General features: G+C 67.0%; 16 protein-coding genes and 1 other RNA gene. 6 read left to right on the top strand and 11 right to left on the bottom strand.

The features are described from left to right. Positions 1-297: AMP-binding enzyme (locus AB7E83_RS06405; RefSeq protein WP_428566683.1), on the top strand; the 297-nt coding region annotated here is incomplete at its 5' end. A gap of 49 nt (positions 298-346) precedes the next feature. Here the strand turns inward: AB7E83_RS06405 and AB7E83_RS06400 are convergent. From AB7E83_RS06400 to AB7E83_RS06375, 6 genes are all read right to left on the bottom strand, one after another. Further along, positions 347-1,162 (bottom strand): ABC transporter permease, encoded by an 816-nt coding sequence (locus tag AB7E83_RS06400; protein WP_428566681.1) that lies wholly within the window; start codon positions 1,160-1,162, stop codon positions 347-349. Beyond that, the gene (locus AB7E83_RS06395) at positions 1,159-2,139 is read right to left on the bottom strand and encodes an ATP-binding cassette domain-containing protein (RefSeq protein ID WP_428566678.1); all 981 of its coding nucleotides are present in this window, start codon (positions 2,137-2,139) and stop codon (positions 1,159-1,161) included. Before AB7E83_RS06395 ends, AB7E83_RS06400 begins: the two co-directional genes overlap by 4 nt. 416 nt (positions 2,140-2,555) lie before the next feature. Beyond that, positions 2,556-3,293 carry a hypothetical protein gene (locus AB7E83_RS06390; protein ID WP_428566675.1) on the bottom strand — a complete coding sequence of 246 codons (738 nt, stop codon included), beginning with the start codon at positions 3,291-3,293 and terminating at the stop codon, positions 2,556-2,558. 100 nt (positions 3,294-3,393) lie between these two features. After that, complete coding sequence (locus AB7E83_RS06385; protein ID WP_428566672.1) at positions 3,394-3,726, bottom strand: YkvA family protein; 333 nt, start codon at positions 3,724-3,726, stop codon at positions 3,394-3,396. 50 nt (positions 3,727-3,776) lie between these two features. Continuing rightward, positions 3,777-5,075, bottom strand: coding sequence for an MFS transporter (locus AB7E83_RS06380; protein WP_428566670.1), 1,299 nt, complete (start codon positions 5,073-5,075; stop codon positions 3,777-3,779). A 31-nt stretch (positions 5,076-5,106) separates the two neighbouring features. Beyond that, a complete protein-coding gene (locus AB7E83_RS06375) occupies positions 5,107-6,111 on the bottom strand; it encodes a Bug family tripartite tricarboxylate transporter substrate binding protein (protein WP_428566668.1) in 1,005 nt (334 codons plus the stop codon). A 283-nt stretch (positions 6,112-6,394) separates the two neighbouring features. Here AB7E83_RS06375 and AB7E83_RS06370 point away from each other — a divergent pair, with 283 nt between their 5' ends. The 3 genes from AB7E83_RS06370 (at position 6,395) to AB7E83_RS06360 (ending at position 9,901) form a co-directional block, all read left to right on the top strand. Then, on the top strand, positions 6,395-7,597 hold the full coding sequence (locus AB7E83_RS06370) for a hypothetical protein (protein WP_428566666.1): 1,203 nt from the start codon (positions 6,395-6,397) through the stop codon (positions 7,595-7,597). A 116-nt stretch (positions 7,598-7,713) separates the two neighbouring features. Further along, entirely contained in the window at positions 7,714-8,259 is a 546-nt protein-coding gene (locus AB7E83_RS06365) for a carboxymuconolactone decarboxylase family protein (RefSeq protein ID WP_428566663.1), read from the top strand. Positions 8,260-8,269: 10 nt separating this feature from the next. Further along, on the top strand, positions 8,270-9,901 hold the full coding sequence (locus tag AB7E83_RS06360) for an MBL fold metallo-hydrolase (RefSeq protein WP_428566661.1): 1,632 nt from the start codon (positions 8,270-8,272) through the stop codon (positions 9,899-9,901). A 95-nt stretch (positions 9,902-9,996) separates the two neighbouring features. Here AB7E83_RS06360 and rnpB read toward each other — a convergent pair. The 5 genes from rnpB to AB7E83_RS06335 form a co-directional block, all read right to left on the bottom strand. After that, positions 9,997-10,323: RNase P RNA component class A (gene rnpB / locus AB7E83_RS06355), an RNA gene on the bottom strand. Positions 10,324-10,376: 53 nt separating this feature from the next. Continuing rightward, positions 10,377-11,252, bottom strand: a complete 876-nt coding sequence (gene htpX, locus AB7E83_RS06350; protein WP_428566658.1) for a protease HtpX — start codon at positions 11,250-11,252, stop codon at positions 10,377-10,379. A 66-nt stretch (positions 11,253-11,318) separates the two neighbouring features. After that, positions 11,319-12,071: a DUF3025 domain-containing protein gene (locus tag AB7E83_RS06345; RefSeq protein WP_428566656.1), complete on the bottom strand. Its 753-nt coding sequence runs from the start codon at positions 12,069-12,071 to the stop codon at positions 11,319-11,321. Positions 12,072-12,138: 67 nt separating this feature from the next. Then, positions 12,139-13,173, bottom strand: coding sequence for a dihydroorotase (gene pyrC / locus AB7E83_RS06340; protein ID WP_428566655.1), 1,035 nt, complete (start codon positions 13,171-13,173; stop codon positions 12,139-12,141). Positions 13,174-13,692: 519 nt separating this feature from the next. Beyond that, positions 13,693-14,265: a hypothetical protein gene (locus tag AB7E83_RS06335; protein WP_428566704.1), complete on the bottom strand. Its 573-nt coding sequence runs from the start codon at positions 14,263-14,265 to the stop codon at positions 13,693-13,695. Between AB7E83_RS06335 and AB7E83_RS06330 the strand changes: the two genes are divergently transcribed. Together AB7E83_RS06330 and AB7E83_RS06325 are read left to right on the top strand one after the other, a co-directional pair. Beyond that, positions 14,264-18,526 (top strand): RHS repeat-associated core domain-containing protein, encoded by a 4,263-nt coding sequence (locus AB7E83_RS06330; protein ID WP_428566702.1) that lies wholly within the window; start codon positions 14,264-14,266, stop codon positions 18,524-18,526. The genes AB7E83_RS06335 and AB7E83_RS06330 overlap by 2 nt on opposite strands. Beyond that, a complete protein-coding gene (locus tag AB7E83_RS06325; protein WP_428566652.1) occupies positions 18,523-18,999 on the top strand; it encodes a hypothetical protein in 477 nt (158 codons plus the stop codon). Before AB7E83_RS06330 ends, AB7E83_RS06325 begins: the two co-directional genes overlap by 4 nt. Positions 19,000-19,117: the final 118 nt, after the last annotated feature.

Here is a 19,117-nt window from a genome sequence, read left to right as displayed (position 1 = left end):
AAGGTCTATCCGCCGGAGGTGGAGAACCTCCTGCTTCAGCACGAAGCCGTCGAGGACGTCGCGGTCGCCGGCGTGCCCCACGAGGAACTGGGGCAGCTGGTGACGGCCGTGGTGCAGGCGCGGCATGCCGCGCACGCCGGCCCGTCACTGGCTGACGAATTGATCGACTGGTGCCGCTCGAGGTTGTCGCGCGTGAAGTGCCCGCGGACCGTCGTCTTCGTCGACGCGCTGCCGCGCAGCGATGCCGGCAAGCTTCTGCGGCGGCGCGTGCGCGAACACGTCACGAAGGGAGATTAGCACCCGGATCGGCGTTTGTCGGGTCAGCGCGCGTGTGTGTATCGCGGCGTCACTTCCGCCGGTACAGCCACAGCGTCAGCGGCGCGAGCACGACCGTCAGCGCCACCGGCGCCGCGAGCGCGAGCAGCACATCGCCTGCCGTGGCCGTCCCCGCCATCAACCCGCGCTGCGCCGTCGTCATCAGCGTCACCGGGTTCACGTCGACGACGGTCCGCAACCATCCCGGCATCGTCTTGGGGTCGACCATGATGTTCGACGCGAACACCAGCGGAAACATGAAGCTGAAGCCGATGGTCATCACCGTCATCGGCGTGCGGACCGTGAGGCCGATCACGATGAAGATCCAGCCCATGCCGAAGCCGATGGCGATGAGCAGCGCGAAGCCCGCGAGCACGCCGAGCACACCCTCACCCGGCCGGTAGCCGAGGATCAGGCCGATGGTGAGGATGATGCTGCCGGCAATCAGGTGACGCAGTACGTCGCCCACCATGAGCCCGGCGAAAGGCGCCAGCGGCCAGATCGGCAGGGACCGGAATCGGTCGAACAGGCCCTTGCCCATGTCGGTGGCCAGGCCCATGCCCGAATACACCGAGTTGAACACCGTGGTCTGCACGAGGATGCCGGGCAGGAAATACTGCAGGTACTCGCGGGGCGAACCGGCGAGCGCGCCGCCGAACACGAACGTGAACAGCAGCGTGAACATGATCGGCGTCATGACCAGGTCGAACAGTTGCTCGGGCAGGTGCTTGAACTTGAGCATGGCGCGCCAGCCGAAGACGAGCGCATTCGACGCGGCCGAGGGCCGCGCGGGCGCGGCGACCGGCCGCAGTTGCGGCGCAAGCGCGCCGGTGGCGTTGTCGTTCATCCTTGTTCTCCGTCGACCGGCGCGCCTTCGCCCGCCCGGCCCGTCAATGCGAAGAAGACTTCGTCGAGACTCGGGCTGCCGAGCGCGAAGTCGACCGGCTCGATGCCGGCGGCGAGCAGAGCCGCCAGGGCGTCGCTCGCATCCTGCGCGGACCGCGCGGCCACCGAGAGGCGCGCGCCTTCGACGCCGCGCTGCACCTGCGCCCCGCAGCGTTTGTGCAGCAGCCGCGCCGCTTCGTCGAGCTGCGCCGCATCGGCCAGCGTGACGTGGACGAAACCGGAGCCGGTGGCGCGCTTCAATTCGATGCTCGTCCCTTCGGCGATCTTGCGGCCGTGGTCGATCACCGCGATGCGTTCGGCGAGCTGGTCCGCCTCGTCCATGTACTGGGTCGTGAGCAGCACCGTGACGCCGGACCGCGCGAGCTGGCGAACCATGGCCCACACGTCCTGGCGCGCCTTGGGATCGAGCCCGGTCGTCGGTTCGTCGAGGAACAGGACGCCCGGCGTCACGATCAGCGACGCCGCGATGTCGAGGCGGCGCCGCATTCCGCCCGAATAGTTCTTCACCTGCCGCGTCGCGGCATCGGCGAGGTCGAAGGCCGCGAGCAGTTCGTCGGCACGTTCCTTCGCCGCGCCGCCTCGGAAGCCCCAGAGGCGCGCGAGCATGACGAGGTTCTCGCGCGCGGTGAGATCCTCGTCGAGCGAGGCGAACTGGCCGGTCATAGAGACCGAGGCGCGCACGTCCTGCGGCGCCGCCGCGAGGTCGTGGCCCATGACGCGCGCCGTGCCCGCGTCCGGCGGCGTCAGCGTCGCGAGCATGCGCATCAGCGTCGTCTTGCCCGCGCCGTTGGGTCCGAGGATGGCGAAAATCGTGCCGCGCGGCACGTCGAGGTCGATGCCGTCGACGGCGCGGACCTCGCCAAAATGCTTTGCGAGGCCGCGGACATGGAGGGCGAGCGTTGCCGGATCTGCGTTCATCGAGTGTTCAGGCCGCGGGATGTCGTTCATCGTCGCGATGGGTTCGAAGTCCGCGATTGTGCATTGGCCTCCTCATCGCATGTGACAGCAGAGTCGACCCTCTGAAGAGAGCCGATCATGAACGTCCGCGCGGATTGACACCCGGGCGCCGCAAGTCTATGTTCGTGCGCGAGTCGGAGCACAGGGGAACATCGAAGTCGTGTAGCCGAATGGCGAGGCGGGTGCGATCTTCAGGTTCGACTCGTGCCACGCACAACGGCGTGACTTCCGCAGACCGGCGTCCCGGCCGTCATCTGCGAGGCGGCTCGGTTGGCGGTGATGCTGCCGCGGCCGAAGCATGCCGAGACTTGCCCATGCCGAGCGCTGCCACGCGGTTGCCGCAAGACACCAGGGAAACCGGCCGCTCGAATGCTCCGCTATACGCGCGCCTCAATGGCTGCAGCAACCTGATCGCCTCGGATCACGTTCTCACATGCCACCGCGAGCCAGTCGAGATGTTCGTCGTAACGCTTCAGGTAGTCCACCACATGATTCTTGACTTTTTCTGTCGACGCAGTGATCGCGTTCGCGCGCTGTCGTTGCTCGGCAATGCGCAGTTCAGAGCCGACCGAGACGTCTATCTGCTCCGGCACGGCGCGTTCCAGGCGTCTGAGCGCTTTTCCGGCAGGATCGACGACCTCTGCGAAGAACTTCTGCACTTCTGTTCCATGAGTCTTGAAAGTTTCGAAATCTATCCGAGCTCCCAACTGCTTGAGCACACCCTCCTCGGGATCCAGTACGCGTCCTGCTCTCCAGACGTCCCCATTGAGCTCGTAGAGCTTTGTGAAGAGCCAGGGAACAAGAACACCCTTTTCCATGGGCCCCAACACTTTCGCAATTTCAGACCGTTGACCGTCGATGCGTCTCTGCAGGTCAGCCGGCAACGCGACATCTCCCTGCGGCTTCGGCTTCTCGAAATCGGCCACCGCCGCGGCAAGATCTTCGAACTCCGCTTTCTCTGCGGGTTGTTGGCGCGGTTGAGCGTTCAAGGCTTGTTGGAGCGCCGAGAATGCCGATTTCGGCGAGCGATCTGCAGAAGTACAAGTTCCCATGACGATTCCCGAGATGGTTGAAGGAACTGAAGTGTTCACCGGGACGCGCAGCAGCAATATCATCCAATCGTCTTCATTGCAAACCGTTGGGAGCAAGCTGTCGCGTCATTCCGAATTGCAAATCGAAAGTTGAATTTCCGATTTGCAGACAACGCGCCGCCTTTCATCGCGCAAACCAGATATACGAGCCGCATGCAGCCGTCACCCACACCGCCACGATGCAGACGGCTCCCACCCGACTCGCCGGCTTCGACTTCCCCTCGGCAAACCACTCGTCGGCACGCGCCCGCGCATCCTGAACGACTTCGCAAGGAATCAGCCGCAATGCGAGCCAGATCAACGCCGGCAGCAGGATCGCGTCGTCGAGATAGCCGAGGACGGGAATGAAATCGGGAATGAGGTCGATCGGACTGAGCGCATAGCCGACGGTGAACAGCGCCAGCGCCCGCGCCGTCCACGGCGTGCGGCGGTCGCGCGAGGCGAACCAGAGCGCCACGCTCTCGCGCTTCAGCGCGCGTGCCCTGCTCTTGACGGAATCGACCCACTTCATGACCGAGCGACCCGGCCTGCCACCACGCGCACACCACTCGGACGAGCCCGCCAGATCGCGAACGCCGACATCGCCGCCCAGCCGATGGCGACCCAGAACGCCAAAGCATAGCTCCCCGTGCGGTCGTGGACGACCCCCGTGAACCACGGCCCCATCGCGCCCCCCGCCAACGCGGCCAGCATCAACGTACCGAAGATCGGTCCGTAGTTCTTCCCCTCGAAGATCTCCGCGGGAATCGCCCCGATCACCGACGTGAGCCCGTACCCGAGCGCGCCCTGCGCGATCACCATCGCGTACAGCAACGGCAGAGCAGGAAACGTCGGCAGCGCGAGCAACGCCACGTACGTCAGGGCGAAACCGAAGCAGCCGATGGCCCACACGATCTCGCGCCCGATGCGATCCGACAACCACCCGAGCGCGATGCCACCCGGCACGCCGGCAAGGCTCACGGCCCCGAGCGCCCAGGCGGCCTGGTGCGCGTCGAAGCCGGCTTCGATCAGGTACTTCGTCTGGTGGACCTGCACCGCATACCAGACGAACAGCGCGCCGAAGTACGCCACCGCGATCCACCAGAAGCGCGCGGTGCGCATCGCGCGGCCCAGCGTCCAGTCCACGGCGGCCCACGCGGGATCGACGACGTTCACGCGACGCGCCTGCGTCGCCGCCGACGAAGCGCTGTCGCCGTCGGGCGCGAGGCCGATGTCCTGCGGACGTCGGCGCAACAGCAGATTCAGCGGCACGAGCACGACCAGCGCCACGACGCCCAGCAGCGTGCAGGCCGCGCGCCAGCCGCTTCGCTCCACCAGCGCCTGCAAGGCGGGCAACATGACGATGGAGCCCACGCCGACGCCGGCGAAAGCCAGGCCCATCGCGAGCCCGCGGCGTCGGGCGAACCAGTTCGGCAGGAAGAGCGCCTGCCCGGTGTAGCCGGTGAACGTGGTGCCCGCGCCCACCAGCATCCCGAGCGTGAGGTAGATGTGCCATGCCTCGGTCGCGAAGGTCGCGAGCAACAGGCCCGCCGCCGTCGCGACGACGCCGATCTCCATCACGACGCGTGGGCCCCGGCGGTCCATGAGCCGGCCGAGCAAGGGGCTCAGCACGCCCGAGACGACGAAGCCGAACGAGAACGCGCCGGCGGTGACGCCGCGCTCCCAGCCGAACTCGTCGAGCATCGACGGGAACAGCAGCGAGAACGCGGTGCGGGCATTGACGCAAATGGCCATCGTCACGAAGACGACCGCCACGACGATCCAGCCGTAGAAGAAGGGCAGGCGGCGGGCGAGTCGTTCGATCAAGAGGCGCTTCTCCCGAGCGTGCGCGCCGGGCTCAATCGATCGTGATCTTCGCCTTCTCCACCACCTCCGCCCACTTCGCGCGGTTGTTGCGCACGGTGACACGGAACTGATCGGGCGTTTCGAGCCGCACGGTGTTGCCCGTGCCTTCGAGCTTGGCGCGCACCTCGGGCATCTGCAGCACGTTGCGCACCGCGCCGTTGAATTTGGCGACAACGCCGGCGTCCGTCCCCTTCGGCGCGAAGATCGCGAACCACGTCGTGCTCTCGAAGCCCTGCGTCCCGGGAATGCCCGACTCGGCGATGGTCGGCACTTCCTGGATCACGCCCACCCGCTTGGCCGTCGTCACCGCGAGCAGGCGCACCTTGCCCGCCTTGTACTGGGTGAGCACCGTCTGCACCTGGTTCATGATGCAGCAGGTCTCGCCCTTCAGCACGCCCTGCATCGCCTCGGGCCCGCCCTTGTAGGGGACGTGGACCATGTTGAGGCCCAGCTTCGAGTTCATCTCCGCGAAGGCCATGTGCGTGCCCGTGCCGTTGCCGGTCGACGCGTAGTTGTACTTGCCGGGATTCGCGCGCACGAGGTCGACGAACTCCTTGAAGGTGCGCACGTTCATCACGTCCGGGTTGACCGTGAGCACGTTCGACACGTCGAGGATCGGCGCAACCGGCACGAAGTCGGCCTCGACGTCGAAGGGCAGCTTCTTGTACAGCGCCGCGTTGCTGCCGTGCGTGGCCGCCGTGCCGAAGACCACGGTATAGCCATCGGGTTTCGCGCGCGACACGTACTCGCTCGCCACGTTGCCGGCGGCGCCGACCTTGTACTCGATGACGATCGGCTGGCCGAGCGCCTTCGACAGAGGTTCCTGGACCGTGCGCGCGACGACGTCGACGCCCGAGCCCGCCGGGAAAGTCATGACGACGTTGATCGGGTGCGAAGGGAAATCGGTCTGCGCCAGCACGAGCGGCGCAGCCAACGCGAGCGCGGCAACGGAGACGGCGCCGGCAAAGAGACGGCGATAGGACGGAAGATGGAACACGATCACTCCTGAATTCGACGGCAACGGATCATTGTGTCAAGCCTGCGAGGCCGGCGCCAGCATGAGCTCATGCATGCGCGCCGGGGAGATGCCGGAAGGCTTTAGTCTCTCGCGTCCGGTGGCACAGGGTGTTCAACTTTCGCCCATGCCCCTCCCCCCTATCGTCGGCAACCAGTTCCCGCGTCGCACGGCCGGCGCCCAACACCCGCGGCCCGCAGTGGCCGCAGTGGCCGCAGGAGAACGTTCAACGGACACCTTCGCCCCCCGGGTTGCAGCCGCGGCAATGCCGGGAATCGACGCCAGAATCATTTCGGCGCGCCGCGGACCCGTCGAGCATGCCTGCTTTCTCCTGGCGCAACCCGCACTCCCGGATCTCGACACAGCGCTGCCCGAGCTCGACGGCAACACACCCGGGCAGGTGGCCGCGTCGCTCGCGGAACTCGCCGCGAACGGCAATCCCTTGGCGCCCCGATGTCTCGACGGCCTGCGCGAGCGGATGCAGCGCCAGGCTGCGGCTGCGACGAACGAGCAGTCGCCTGCGGCCGACCCGCAGACCGCGCACGCAGGGCTCACGCACGCGGCCCCCCGCGACGCGGCCGAGGGCGCCTGCATCCACGTCATGCAGTTCCATACCCACGCGGGTCAGAGCTTCGACGAGCGACGTGCCGTCATCGAGTCGCAACGCCAGGTGCTGAATGCCTTGTACGACAAGCGCCCCAAGGCCGTCTTCGTCGAGGGCCGATCGGACATCGGCTGCGCCGACGATCGCCGGGCGGGCGCCGAGCTCGTCGGAGACGCGTTTGCGGGCTATCGCGCCGGACAGGAACTCGAGGTCGGCCAGGAATTCCAGCTGCTCGGCGCCTCGGGCGCCTTGATCTATGCGCTTCAGCACCCCGAGGTCGAGCTGCGGGGGACCACCACGGATGCGGAGAAGGCCACGCTCGACGCGTACATGCAGACGCACGGCGCGCGCATCCAGCAGGATGGCCGGCTGAACGAAGAGGACAGGCAGACGATCCTCGCGAGACGCGAGCATCTTGCCGTGTCGCTCGTCGCCGAGTGGCGCGATCGGAATCCGGGCGCGACGGCCGCCATCGTCTTCGGCGGCGCGCACGACTTCAAGAAGTACTCCGGCGCCTTGGGCACGCCGGTCGAAGCCGTCGATGCGGTGCCTCCGCTGCCGCCCAGTCAGCCCCAGTTCATGCCGGGCGCGCGCCGGACACACGCGATGGCCTTTCCCGAGGCGCAGGCGGACATGCGGAGCATGCGCCCTGCGGGAGGCGTTGCCCATCAAGTCGCACGAATGTCGCCGGCCGAACTCGACGCCCACCTCGAGCAATTTCCGATGAACGTCGCCGCACGCTTGAAGCGGGGCACCGAAGCGGACCTGCGATTCGTGCTCCAGCACGATCCCGAGCAACGCGAGGCGCTCGCTCGGCTGGGCAGCCCGGCGCCGGAGGGCGACGCCCCGGTCGATCGGCCCTGAAGTCCGCCGCGCGGCGGTAATGCGGAAGACCGCAACGCGCCCATTCCTTCGGCAAAACAGTACGGTCTTCCCGGGCAGGCGGCCAGCGCGCGCGGCCCGAGCCTTATGCTCGCGTCATGCGAATCCCCGACTGGACCCCCGAAGCGCAGCCGCGCCCCGCCGAACTCGTCGACGCCATCCTCGCGCGCCGCGGCGGCAAGCTGATGCAACTCGACAAGGCGCTGCTGTGGAGCGAGCCCGTCGCCGCCGGCTGGAACGTGTACGTGAAGAACGTGCGCACCGGCCTCGCGGCCTCGCGCAAGCTGCGCGAACTCGGCATCTGCACCGTCGCGCTGCTCACCGGCGCGGAATACGAGTACGTGCATCACGCGCCGGACTTCATCGCCGCCGGCGGCACGCAGGCGGAGCTCGATGCCCTGCAGGCGTGGGTGAAGACGGCGCGCGACGCCGCGCCCGCGAATCTCGGCGAGGACGAGGCGCTCGTCGCGCACTACGCCGCCGAGATGACGGTCAAGGTGAAGGTCGACGACGCCATCGCCCAGCGGATGCAGCAGCGCTTCTCGACCTCCGAGGTCGTCGAGATCACCGCCGCCATCGCCACGTACAACATGGTCGCGCGCTTCCTCGTCGCGCTCGGCATCGTCCCCGACGACGAACACTGACACCTGCGCCATGATCCGCCCCACGCAAATCCTTCATGCGCAACGCGAGCCCGCCGCGGTGCGCGCCGCGGCGACCGTGCTTCTGCTGCGCGACGGCCCGCAGGGCGTCGAGGTGCTGATGACGCGCCGCTCGCCCACCGCGAGCTTCGCGCCCGGCGCCTACGTGTTCCCGGGCGGCGTGGTCGACGCGGCCGACACCGAGGCGCACCGCATCGCCAACCGCCGGCCCACGCAGGACGATTCGCGCCTCACGCAGTGCATCGCGGCGATCCGCGAGAGCTTCGAGGAACTCGGCATCCTGCTCGCGCGCCGTGCCGACGGCAGCCCCCCGACCGCCGACGACATGGCGACGCTCAAGCGAGACGAGTCGCTTCTCGCGCAATTCGAGGTGCGCGGCCTTCGCTTTGCCGCCGACGAGGTCTACCTCTTCGCGCACTGGATCACCGACCGCGATTCGCCCAAGCGCTTCGACGTGCCTTTCCTCATCGCGCGAATGCCGCAGGGCCAGGTGCCCGTCGCGGACGAGGCCGAGCAGTTCGAGCCGGTGTGGGTGCGGCCGTCCGAAGCGCTGGAGCGCCACAAGGCCGGCAACTTCTTCATGATCTTCCCGACGATCCGCACGCTGGAGCGCATGGACCAGTTCGCCGACGTCGAGGCGGTGCTGGCCGCCTGCGCGAGCGAGCAGCCGATGTGGATCAGCTGCCCGCGCGGCGGGTACGTAAAGGGCAAGATCGAGCGCTACATGGAGCACGAGATGCAGTTCGGCGAACTCGCGATGGTGAGCCCCGACGGGCAGATCCAGCACGCGCTCGACTGGAACACCGAGGCGCCGGCGCGCCTGCTGAAGAACGTGATGCGCCTCACGGCGCCCAACCCCGGCGTGATGACCGGCCCGGGCACCAACAGCTACCTCGTGGGCGATGGGGCCACCGGCTATATCGCCATCGATCCCGGCCCGAACGACCCGCAGCACATCCAGCGCCTCTTCGACGCGGCGGGCGGCGACATCCGCCACATCGTCTGCACGCATTCGCATGCCGACCACTCGCCCGGCGCCAAGCCGCTGCAGGCGCTGTGCAGGAACAAGCCCGTGATCCACGGCCTGCCCTCTGCGCCGACCGCGCGGCCAGCGAGCGAATTCACGCCGGACCGCGTACTCGGCGACGGCGAGACCCTGACGGTCGAAGGCGGCGGTGTCACGCACACCCTGAAGGCGATCCACACGCCGGGCCATGCGGCCAATCACCTGTGCCTCGTGCTCGTGGAGGACGGCCTGCTGTTCTCGGGCGACCACATCCTGAACGGCAGCACGACGATCGTGGATCCGCCGGACGGCAACATGACCCACTACCTCGACTCGCTGGATCGCCTTCGCGCGGCCTGCGGCGAGTACGACATCGAGTTCATCCTGCCCGCGCACGGCCACGTGCTCGGCTTCGCGACGCGGGTGATCGACAATTTGAAGAAGCATCGGCTGCAACGGGAGTCGAAGGTCATTGCCGCGATGCGCGCCCGCCGGGGCGGCACGCTCGAAGACTGGGTGGAACTGGCCTATGACGACGTGCCCCCGCGCATGTGGCCCATGGCACAGCGCTCTCTCTTGGCGCACGTTCAGCGCATCGAAGCCCTGAACTTGGCGTGACGGGTTTTCCTCCCTCGCCCCCTCGGGGGAGAGGGCCGGGGAGAGGGGGTTCCTGAAGCCGGCGCAGCACGTTTCATCGGCGACAGCCGATGAAAAAGTGAAGTCGGCCGGTACGCCGGATTTTGTGGCCCGCGGTTGCCCGCGGGTGACCGCCATTCCTCTGGGCCGGGGGTCGCCCCACCGGCTCGGTGCTACCTACCCGCCAGCTCCGCGGGTCGCCTCATCGCTGGCCTATTTGGTATTGCTGCGCGTAGAGATTGCCCGTTTCACCCCCTGCGGTTGCCCGCAGGGACTACGTCTCTGTTGCTCTGATCCTCACCTCACGGTGGGCAGGTGTTACCTGCTACGCTGCCCTGTGCAGTCCGGACGTTCCTCCAGTGCGGCCTTTCGGCGGATGCACCAGCGGCGGTCTGGCCGACTTCACGACGCGATTATCCTCCGCCCATGAAAAGGCCGCCCGGAAGCGGCCTTTTCGTCACTGCGGCGCGTTGTTCTGCAGCGCCGCGATGCGCTCCTCGATCGGCGGGTGGGTGGAGAAGAGCTTGCCCACGCCGGAGGTGATGCCGAAGGCCTGCAGGCCCTTGGGCAGCTCTCCGGGGACCATGCCGCCCAGGCGGGCCAGCGCATTGATCATCGGCTGGCGGCGGCCCATCAGCGAAGCCGCGCCGGCGTCGGCCCGGAACTCGCGCTGGCGCGAGAACCACGCGACGATGATCGCGGCGACGAAGCCGAGCAGGATGTCCAGCACGATGGTCGTCACCCAGTAGCCGATGCCGGGACCCGAACGCTGCTCGCCGCGACTGAGCCAGCCGTCGACCATGGAGCCGACGACGCGCGAGAGGAACACCACGAAGGTGTTCATCACGCCCTGGATCAGCGTCATGGTGACCATGTCGCCGTTCGCGATGTGCGCGACCTCGTGGCCGATGACGGCCTCGACCTCTTCGCGGTTCATGCCCTGCAGCAGGCCGGTGGACACGGCCACGAGCGCGTTGTTCTTGAAGGCGCCGGTGGCGAACGCGTTGGGCTCGCCCTCGAACACGCCGACCTCGGGCATGCCGATGCCGGCCTTTTCGGCGAACTTGCGCACGGTCTCGACGATCCAGCGCTGGTCGGCGCCTTCGCTGCCGTCGATGATGTGGACGCCCGCGCTCCACTTCGCCACGGGCTTGGAGATGAGCAACGAGATGATCGAGCCGCCGAAGCCCATGATGGCGGCGAACACGAGCAGCGCGCCGTAGTTGATGCCGTTGGCCGTCATCCACCGGTCCACGCCGAGCAGCTTGGTGACGATGCCGAGGACGACGATCACGGCCAGGTTGGTCGCGATGAACAGCACGATACGTTTCATTGAGGGTCAGCTCCAAGGGTGGTCAGACGGGCACCCCGCGCGAAGATGAGGCGCGCGGCGGCGAATTCAAGGGCGGCGGGGACGGAACACCTGCGGGTCATCATAGAAGGAATCCACCTCGTTGCCGCGCCACCAGCCGGGCACGCCCAGCACCGGCAGCGGGGTGAACGGCTTCGCGGCCAGCCGCTCGACGGTGATTTGAGTGCAGAGCCAGGCGTCGAGTTCCCCAGGATTCGAGGGTGCGTTCGCGAGCGGGCCGGTCGGCGCGCACCAGACGTGCGCCGTCATGTCCTTGCGCGGCGCGGCCAGTTTCTCGAGAAGGGCGTGGCCGAAGAGATGCAGCCTTGCCTGCTGCCAGAGCGGCCGCAGTTCGATGAACGCTTTTCGCCAGTTCCGCGCGAGCAACGCCTCCCACAGCGCGGGCGGCGCGTGCAGGAGCGCGCCGTTTTCGTCGAAGACGGTGATGGCATCCCGGACGGGGCCCCGCGTTGCGCCGGCGCCGCGCCGCGCGATCTCGCCGGCCTGGAGGCGATTGAGCGCGCGCTTGCTTTCCGGGAACGCGAGCCACACGAGGCCGTTGAAGAAATCGTGCAGGTTCTCGCGCACGGGACAGCAGCCGCGGTCGTGGATGAAGGTTTCGTAGGGCACGCCGTCGGGAAGTTCGTGCTGTGGCACGAACCGGACCGGTGCGCCGGGAATTGCGTTCAGCGCCGAATGCAGCGGGCCGTCGTGCCAGTGCCGCTCGACCTGCTCGCCGGGCTCGCGGAAGGGCGCGTACCAGGGGAGGGACCAGTCCGCCGGGGGCGGGTCTTGAACCATGCGATGGCCCGCTCGGTCGACGGCGGCGGCTTGTCGAGCGTCGCGTTCGCTCACCGCCTGCCTGCGCTCAGCCCACCACCCGCCAGGGCATCGACTCGCCGCCGCGCAGCGGCTTCAGCTCGGCCTCGCCGAAGGGAACCGTCTCCGGAACCTGCCACGCCTCGCGCTTCAGCGTGATCGTGCCCGTGTTGCGCGGCAGACCGTAGAAATCCGCGCCGTTGAAACTGGCGAAGGCTTCGAGCCGTTCCAGCGCGCCCGCCGCGTCGAACGCCTCGGTGTACATCTCCATCGCCGCATGCGCCGTGTAGCAGCCCGCGCATCCGAGCGCGTGCTCCTTCAGCACCGCCGGGTGCGGCGCGCTGTCGGTGCCGAGGAAGAACCGGCCGCTGGCGCCGGTCGCGGCTTTCACGAGCGCTTGCCGATGCACTTCCCGCTTGAGCACGGGCAGGCAGTAGTAGTGCGGGCGGATGCCGCCGGTGAAGATCGCGTTGCGGTTGTACAGCAGGTGGTGCGCGGTGATCGTGGCGCCGAGAAAGCGGTCGGCCTCGCCCACGTACTGCGCCGCCTCCTTCGTGGTCACGTGCTCCATCACGACCTTGAGTTCCGGGAAATCGCGGCGCAGCGGCGCGAGCTGCTGGTCGATGAACGCTGCCTCGCGGTCGAACACGTCCACCGACGGATCGGTCACCTCGCCGTGTACGAGCAGCACCATGCCTTCGCGCTGCATCGCCTCGAGCGTCTTGTACGTCTTGCGGATGTCGGTGACGCCGGCGTCGCTGTTCGTCGTCGCGCCGGCGGGATACAGCTTGCAGGCCACGACGCCAGCCGCCTTCGCCCGCACGATCTCGTCGGGCGCGAGATTGTCGGTGAGGTAGAGCGTCATGAGCGGCTCGAACTTCGCGCCGGGCGGGAGCGCATCGACGATCCGCTTCTTGTACTCGAGCGCGAGCGCGGTCGTCGTCACCGGCGGCCGCAGGTTCGGCATGATGATGGCCCGCGCGAACTGCGCGGCCGAATGCGGCATCACGTCGCGCATCGGCGCGCCGTCTCGCACGTGCAGGTGCCAGTCGTCGGGGCGGGTGATCGTGATCTGTTGGGACATGGGGGGGATTGTCCCAGAGGGCTCTTGCGCGCAGACGCGGCGGCGATCCGACGCGAGCTGAAGAATCTGTTTGACTTTGGATTAACGCTTAGGAAATAATCCCGCCGACCCTGGAAGCCGAGCAATAAGAAGTACAGCTCGCGCGTGGGAGGAGGACATTTTCATGCTGCTTCGAATGGCTGCGGCGCCTGCGTGCGCTGCCGTGGGGGCGCGCGTGCGCGCGTTTGCTTTGATTCGCCGCCTATCGAATGTCGGGTACGCAATGCGTTGCCGCATTCGCTCGCGCTCTGGTGTCTGGCGCGCAGCCCGCGCCCTGATCGTGACGCTCGCGGTCGCTTCCGTGTTCGGCCTCGCCGCGAGCGCGTCGTGGGCGGACATGTACCGGTTTCCCATCGGCCCGCATGGTGCGGGCGCGGCCAATCCCGCGGCTTGCGCGAACCAACCGTGGCATTCGACCCTTTCCGCCGCATGCCAGAACCTCACCACGATCCTCCCCGCCTGCGACCGGGGCTCGGCGATCTATCGGAACCACGTCGCGCAACTGCAGGGCTCGCAATGCGCGGCGAGCTGGCAGTACCAGAACATCGGCTCCACCAGCTGGAACTCGTGGAGCAGCAGCTTCACCGCCCACGTGTGCCCGTCGCCGATGATCGTGGTCGGCAATGCATGCGTGCCGATAGCGACGGACCTGATCGCGTTGAACGGTGCCGGTTCGACCAAGGCGCTGCCGGCGGGGCCGGCGCTGGAACAGGTGGTGGTCGTCACGCAGAACGGTGCGCCCGTCTTCGGCAAGGCCGTCACGGTCACGCTCGCCGACAGCCCGTTGAGCGGCGTGACGGACGCCAATGGCGAATTCCGCTTCATGTACGAGCCGCCGTTCCAGGCGCAGGCGGTCGATCGGATCACGGCGACGTGCGGGACCTGCACGAACACCGCGGAGAAGACGATCACGGTGGAGATGGACGCGCTGCCGGCGGACGAAAGCGGCCAGAGTTGCACGCCGGGCGATCCGGGTGCGCCGTCGGGCGGTGCCGCGGCTTCGGAGCCCGCGCCTGCGCCCGCGCCGTACAGCCCCAGCGGCTGGAGCTTCATGAATCCCGGCCAGACCTACGAGACCGACGCGGGCGCACCGGCGTACTCCGGCTGGAGCGGAGAAAGCGGCAGTGGCTACGGCTCGAGCGGCGAACAAGGCGGCGGCGGCTCGGGCTGGTCGTTCATCGGCAACCCCATCAACGCGGTCACGGGCGAGAAGGTGCAGACCGTCGTGGACTGGCGCGATGCCGGCGTGCATCCGCTGCACTTCGTGCGGCACTACCGGAGTTACGGCAACCCGGCGTGGTCGCACAACTGGGCGGCGTCGATCGCGATCGAGGGGACGCAGGCCAAGGTCGCGTTCGGGTCGGGCCGCAGCGTCGTGTTCACGCGCGCCTCGGCCACCGGCGCATGGGTGGCGCAAGGCAGCGTTCGCGATACGCTGACCGATGTCGCCGGCGGCGTGCAATACCTCAATGCATCGAACGACAGCCGCTGGCTCTTCGCGGCCGACGGCCGACTGCAATCCGTCGCGCAGCGCAACGGTTGGACGTCTTCGCTCGCGTACAACACCGCGAATCAACTCGTGCGCATCACCAACGCCCTCGGCCGCAGCCTGCAGTTGGCTTACGACTCTGCGTCACGCCTCACAAGCGTCACCGCTTCCGACGGGAGCTCGGCTTCGTATTCCTATGACGCGGCCTCGCGCCTCGTCGCCGTCACCTACCCCGGCGCAAGCCGAGGCTACCTCTACGAAGACGCCCGTTGGCCGCAGGCACTGACCGGCGTCGTGGACGAAGGCGGCCAGCGCCTGTCGACCTTTGCGTACGACGAGCAGGGCCGTGCCGTTCTCACGCAGCACGCGGGCGGCGCGCAGTCGTACACCGTGAGCTACTCGCGCGCAGCAGGCCAACGCGGCGCATTGCGCGGCGGATCGACGGTCGACCCGGCGATCTATCAGTCGACAACGACTGCCATTACGCCCTCGGGCGGCCAGCAAGTAATGTCGTGGCAAGGCGGACACGGCGCGACCCGGCTCGCGGCCACCAACGGCGCATTCGCCGGCAACTCGGTCGCCGGCCGCACGTTCGGAACCGGGCTGCTGATCGACACCGAAACCGACGTCCTCGGCGTGCAGACGATGTACACCTGGGACGTCAATCGGAAATTGAAGCTCTCGACGACGCGCGCCGCGAATCGGCCGGAAGCACAGACGGTCCAGGTCCAGTGGCATCCGACGATGCGGCTGCCGATGCTCGTGACCGAAGCAGGCCGAACCACCGAACATTCATACAACGAGTTCGGAGATCGGCTGAGCACCACGGTGCGCGACACGGCCACAGGCCAATCGCGCACCTGGAGCTGGACGTACAACGCGCAGCGCCTCGTCGACTCGATGACCGATCCGCGCGGTGGCGTCTGGCGCTATCGCTACGACGCTGCGGGCAACCTCGTGGGCCGCACGAATCCGATGGGGCAGGAGAGCGTAACGGCGTTCGATGCTGCGGGGCGCATCGTTGCGCACACGGAAGCCGGGCAAACGACGAATCGTTTCACCTACGACGCACGCGGTCGCGTCACGAGTGCAAGTCGCGGCGATGAGACGACCACGTTCGCCTACACGCCGACCGGCCAACTCGCCACCGCGACACTGCCCAACGGCTACTTCGTGATGTACCGCTACGACGCCGCGCAGCGGCTCGTCGGCGCGCAGGACAGCTATGGGACCTCGGTGTCGTTCACGTTGAACGCCGCAGGCCAGCGCATTCGCGACGAGGTCAAGGACGGCTCGGGTCGCATCGCGATGCTCACCACCCGGGTCTTCGACACCCTGGGCAAGCTCGCCGCGCTGCAGGGCGCATCGGGTCAGAACACGCAGATCGGCTACGACGCGAACGGCGCTCCGGTGAGCGTCACCGATCCGCTGAACCAGACGATGCGGCAGACACTCGACGGCCTGCAACGAACCACCGCCACCACGTTCGCGGACGGCGCAGCGGCTACGCAGAGCTGGAAAGCGCTGGATCAGCTGACTCGCGTCACCGATCCGAAAGGCGTCGCCACCCAGTACACGACCAACGCCTTCGGCGAAGTGCTGGCCGAGACGAGTCCCGACATCGGAACGTTGCGCTACACCCGCGATGCCGCAGGTGCGGTGACGAGCATCGAGGATGCGAAGGGGCAGATCACCCGCATCGAACGCGATGCGCTGGGTCGAGCCACGTCCATCACCTACGCGGATGGCGCGAAGACGATGTTCTCGTTCGATCCTGCGGGATTCGTGTCCGAGATGCAGGACGGCTCGGGCACGACGCGGTACACGCGCGACGCGCACGGCCGAATCCTCGGCAAGACCCAGACCGTCAATGACAACCCTGGCAAGGCTGGCAGCCAGCACAAGCTCGGCTATGCGTACACCAACGGCGACCTCACAACGATCACATACCCGAGCGGCCTGAAGGTTGGCTACGAGCGCAGCGGCGGGCGCATCACGGGCATCACCATTCAACCTGCGGGCAAAGCCAAGGCAACGTTCATCAGCGAACTCACCCACACGGCGCTGGGCCAACCGCGAAGCTGGAAGTGGAGCAACGGCGCCGTAGCGAGCCGCAGTTTCGACGCCGACGGCCGCATGACCGCCAACGAGTTCGCGAGCTACACGTATGACGCAGCGTCGCGCATCGTCGGAATCACGCAGAAGCTGAAGGTGGCGGGACCGGGTCATGGCCACAAGCATCCGCATCCGCCGGGCCACCCCCACGATCCGGCAGCCGGTCCCTCGCCTGCGCCTGCACGTGGACCCGGGCAAGAGCATGCACATGGCCCCGGTCATGAGCACGCTCACAGCCAGGAGGGTGTCGTTTCGGTCTCCTGGGTCGTCGACTACGACAACCGCAATCGCCTCACGCGCTTCGCGCGCCCGGGAGCAGAGAGCCGATACACGTACGACCCGAACTCCAACCGGTTGACGGGCATCGAGACGAGCGGCGGCGAGTTCGACCTGGACGGCAATCTCGACGGTGCCGTGCAATCGCGAACGGATGGCCGGCAATTCAACATCGAACAGGGCAGCAACCGACTTCTCGGCTTCACGCAGACCCAGAGCAGCACGAACGACAGGGGCAAGCCCGGTGCGACCTCCACCACTTCCGTCGCCTACGGCATCGACGCCAACGGCTCGATGACGAGCGATGGTCTGCGCGGCTTCGAGTACGACGCGAGCGGTCGACTCGTCAAGGTCAAGCTCGTTCGCAACGGCGAGGCGGCCTCGGTGGCCTACCTGCACAACGCGCAAGGACAGCGAGTCTTCAAGTCCGAGGTGCGCGCGGAGCAGACCCTGCCGAAGAAGGACGACCTGGGCAAGGGTTTCGTCGACTGGCTGCTGAAGAATTTCGGCTGGCTGTTCGAGAAGCCGAAGCAGGCGAGCCTCGGGGACATCTTCGTCTACGGCGATGGGCCGATTCCGGGCTGGGCGCTGCTCGGGGAGTACGACAACGGCAAGGGCAAGGAAGCGACGGAGTACATCTGGCTGCCAACCGAAGACGGAAGCGCAATCCCGGTCGGCATGCTTCGAGGCGGCAAGTTCTACGCCATCCACGCAGACCACCTCGGCACTCCGCGCTTGATCGCCGACGAGAAGAACCGGGCTGTCTGGCAGTGGCCGTACAGCGCGTTCGGGCAGAACGAGCCGACCGGTGTGCTCGAAGCGCGGGACTCGAAATCAAAGCCCGCGATCAGATTCACGGCGCCTCCGGTCGAGGTGAACCTGCGGCTTCCGGGGCAGTACTTCGACTCTGAGATTCGACTGTTTTTCAACACCCTTCGCAACTACGACGCGGGAATGGGGCGTTACATCCAGACCGATCCACTCGGATGGATGGGCGGGGCAAACCGGTTCTTGTACGTTGGAGCAAATCCACATGGACAGATCGACCCTTGGGGGCTGATGGGACAAGCGCCTGGCGGAGGTCCACGAGTTGCAGGCAACTCAGGCTCCTCATGTCTGAGAATGGATCTTCAGTCTCCACAGGTCGACTCATCCGGTTGCATCTCGACAGGCTCAGGACCCGCACTCTGCTTAGGCCCAGGTGCAATTCGCAGCGTCGCGCTGACCTTGGCCGAGCAACTAGCGCTCGCATCGGCCACGACAGGCGGTGGCACAAGGATCATGCAAGGTTTCATCAAAGACCCGGCCTACCCGTCCGAACTGTGGGCGAAAATGCAAGCTGTGCATTTCGATCAGCAGGCAGGACGCAACATCGTCATTCACTACTGGCAGAACCTTCAATCCGGCGTTCGTGAAGGATTCAAGTTCAAATGAAAAGAAGCCCGGAACTGTTGGATATCGAGGCCCGCTGGCGCCTGGGGCTAGTGCCGATGGAGGAAATTCCAAGATGGGCCACGGAACAGCTATCGTCCGAGTCTGTTTCGCCGACGCTCCTCCAGCTTGCTCTGTGCGACCGGGACGACGATCGGGAGATCGGCCGGCTCTTCCGAGAATTGCTCGAGGAGTCCGGCGGAGGGGAGATGTCGCCCACCGATGCCCTGAGGTTCTATGCGCGTAAAGTTTCCCGCGCCATTCTGGCCCGCGACACGGGACCGAAGGAGGGTGCCGAAAGCATCTGGCGCGCAACGCTTGTCGTGGGCGAGCCTGACTTCCACGAACTCGATGCTTTCATCTACGCAGCGAGCGAAATGTCCGATCGACCCACGGATCGGCAACTGTTCGCGGACGCCATCTTCGCCGAAGCCGCGCGCTGGGCGCGATCTGATCTCGATAATCCGCGTAGCTGAATGTCTGAACTGACTCGGGCGGCACCGTAGCGCGGCCGCGTGTGTTGGCATCAAGGCGGTGGCCCAGCTCGGCACCCATCACATACTCGATCAGGGTGGTTGCTCGATTCAATTGCCT

The organism is Ramlibacter sp., assembly GCF_050250995.1.
In the GTDB taxonomy this organism is placed as follows: Bacteria; Pseudomonadota; Gammaproteobacteria; order Burkholderiales; family Burkholderiaceae_C; genus Ramlibacter.
This window is presented reverse-complemented; position numbering and strand designations above follow the sequence as displayed.

Excerpts from the sequence above, each read along its gene's own strand:
- htpX (WP_428566658.1), bottom strand. The coding sequence starts at position 11,252 with ATGAAACGTATCGTGCTGTTCATCGCGACCAACCTGGCCGTGATCGTC.
- pyrC (WP_428566655.1), bottom strand. The coding sequence starts at position 13,173 with ATGTCCCAACAGATCACGATCACCCGCCCCGACGACTGGCACCTGCAC.
- AB7E83_RS06345 (WP_428566656.1), bottom strand. The coding sequence starts at position 12,071 with ATGGTTCAAGACCCGCCCCCGGCGGACTGGTCCCTCCCCTGGTACGCG.
- AB7E83_RS06395 (WP_428566678.1), bottom strand. The coding sequence starts at position 2,139 with ATGAACGCAGATCCGGCAACGCTCGCCCTCCATGTCCGCGGCCTCGCA.
- AB7E83_RS06325 (WP_428566652.1), top strand. The coding sequence starts at position 18,523 with ATGAAAAGAAGCCCGGAACTGTTGGATATCGAGGCCCGCTGGCGCCTG.
- AB7E83_RS06370 (WP_428566666.1), top strand. The coding sequence starts at position 6,395 with ATGCCGGGAATCGACGCCAGAATCATTTCGGCGCGCCGCGGACCCGTC.
- AB7E83_RS06390 (WP_428566675.1), bottom strand. The coding sequence starts at position 3,293 with ATGATATTGCTGCTGCGCGTCCCGGTGAACACTTCAGTTCCTTCAACC.
- AB7E83_RS06400 (WP_428566681.1), bottom strand. The coding sequence starts at position 1,162 with ATGAACGACAACGCCACCGGCGCGCTTGCGCCGCAACTGCGGCCGGTC.
- AB7E83_RS06365 (WP_428566663.1), top strand. The coding sequence starts at position 7,714 with ATGCGAATCCCCGACTGGACCCCCGAAGCGCAGCCGCGCCCCGCCGAA.
- AB7E83_RS06330 (WP_428566702.1), top strand. The coding sequence starts at position 14,264 with ATGAATCCCGGCCAGACCTACGAGACCGACGCGGGCGCACCGGCGTAC.
- AB7E83_RS06360 (WP_428566661.1), top strand. The coding sequence starts at position 8,270 with ATGATCCGCCCCACGCAAATCCTTCATGCGCAACGCGAGCCCGCCGCG.
- AB7E83_RS06335 (WP_428566704.1), bottom strand. The coding sequence starts at position 14,265 with ATGAAGCTCCAGCCGCTGGGGCTGTACGGCGCGGGCGCAGGCGCGGGC.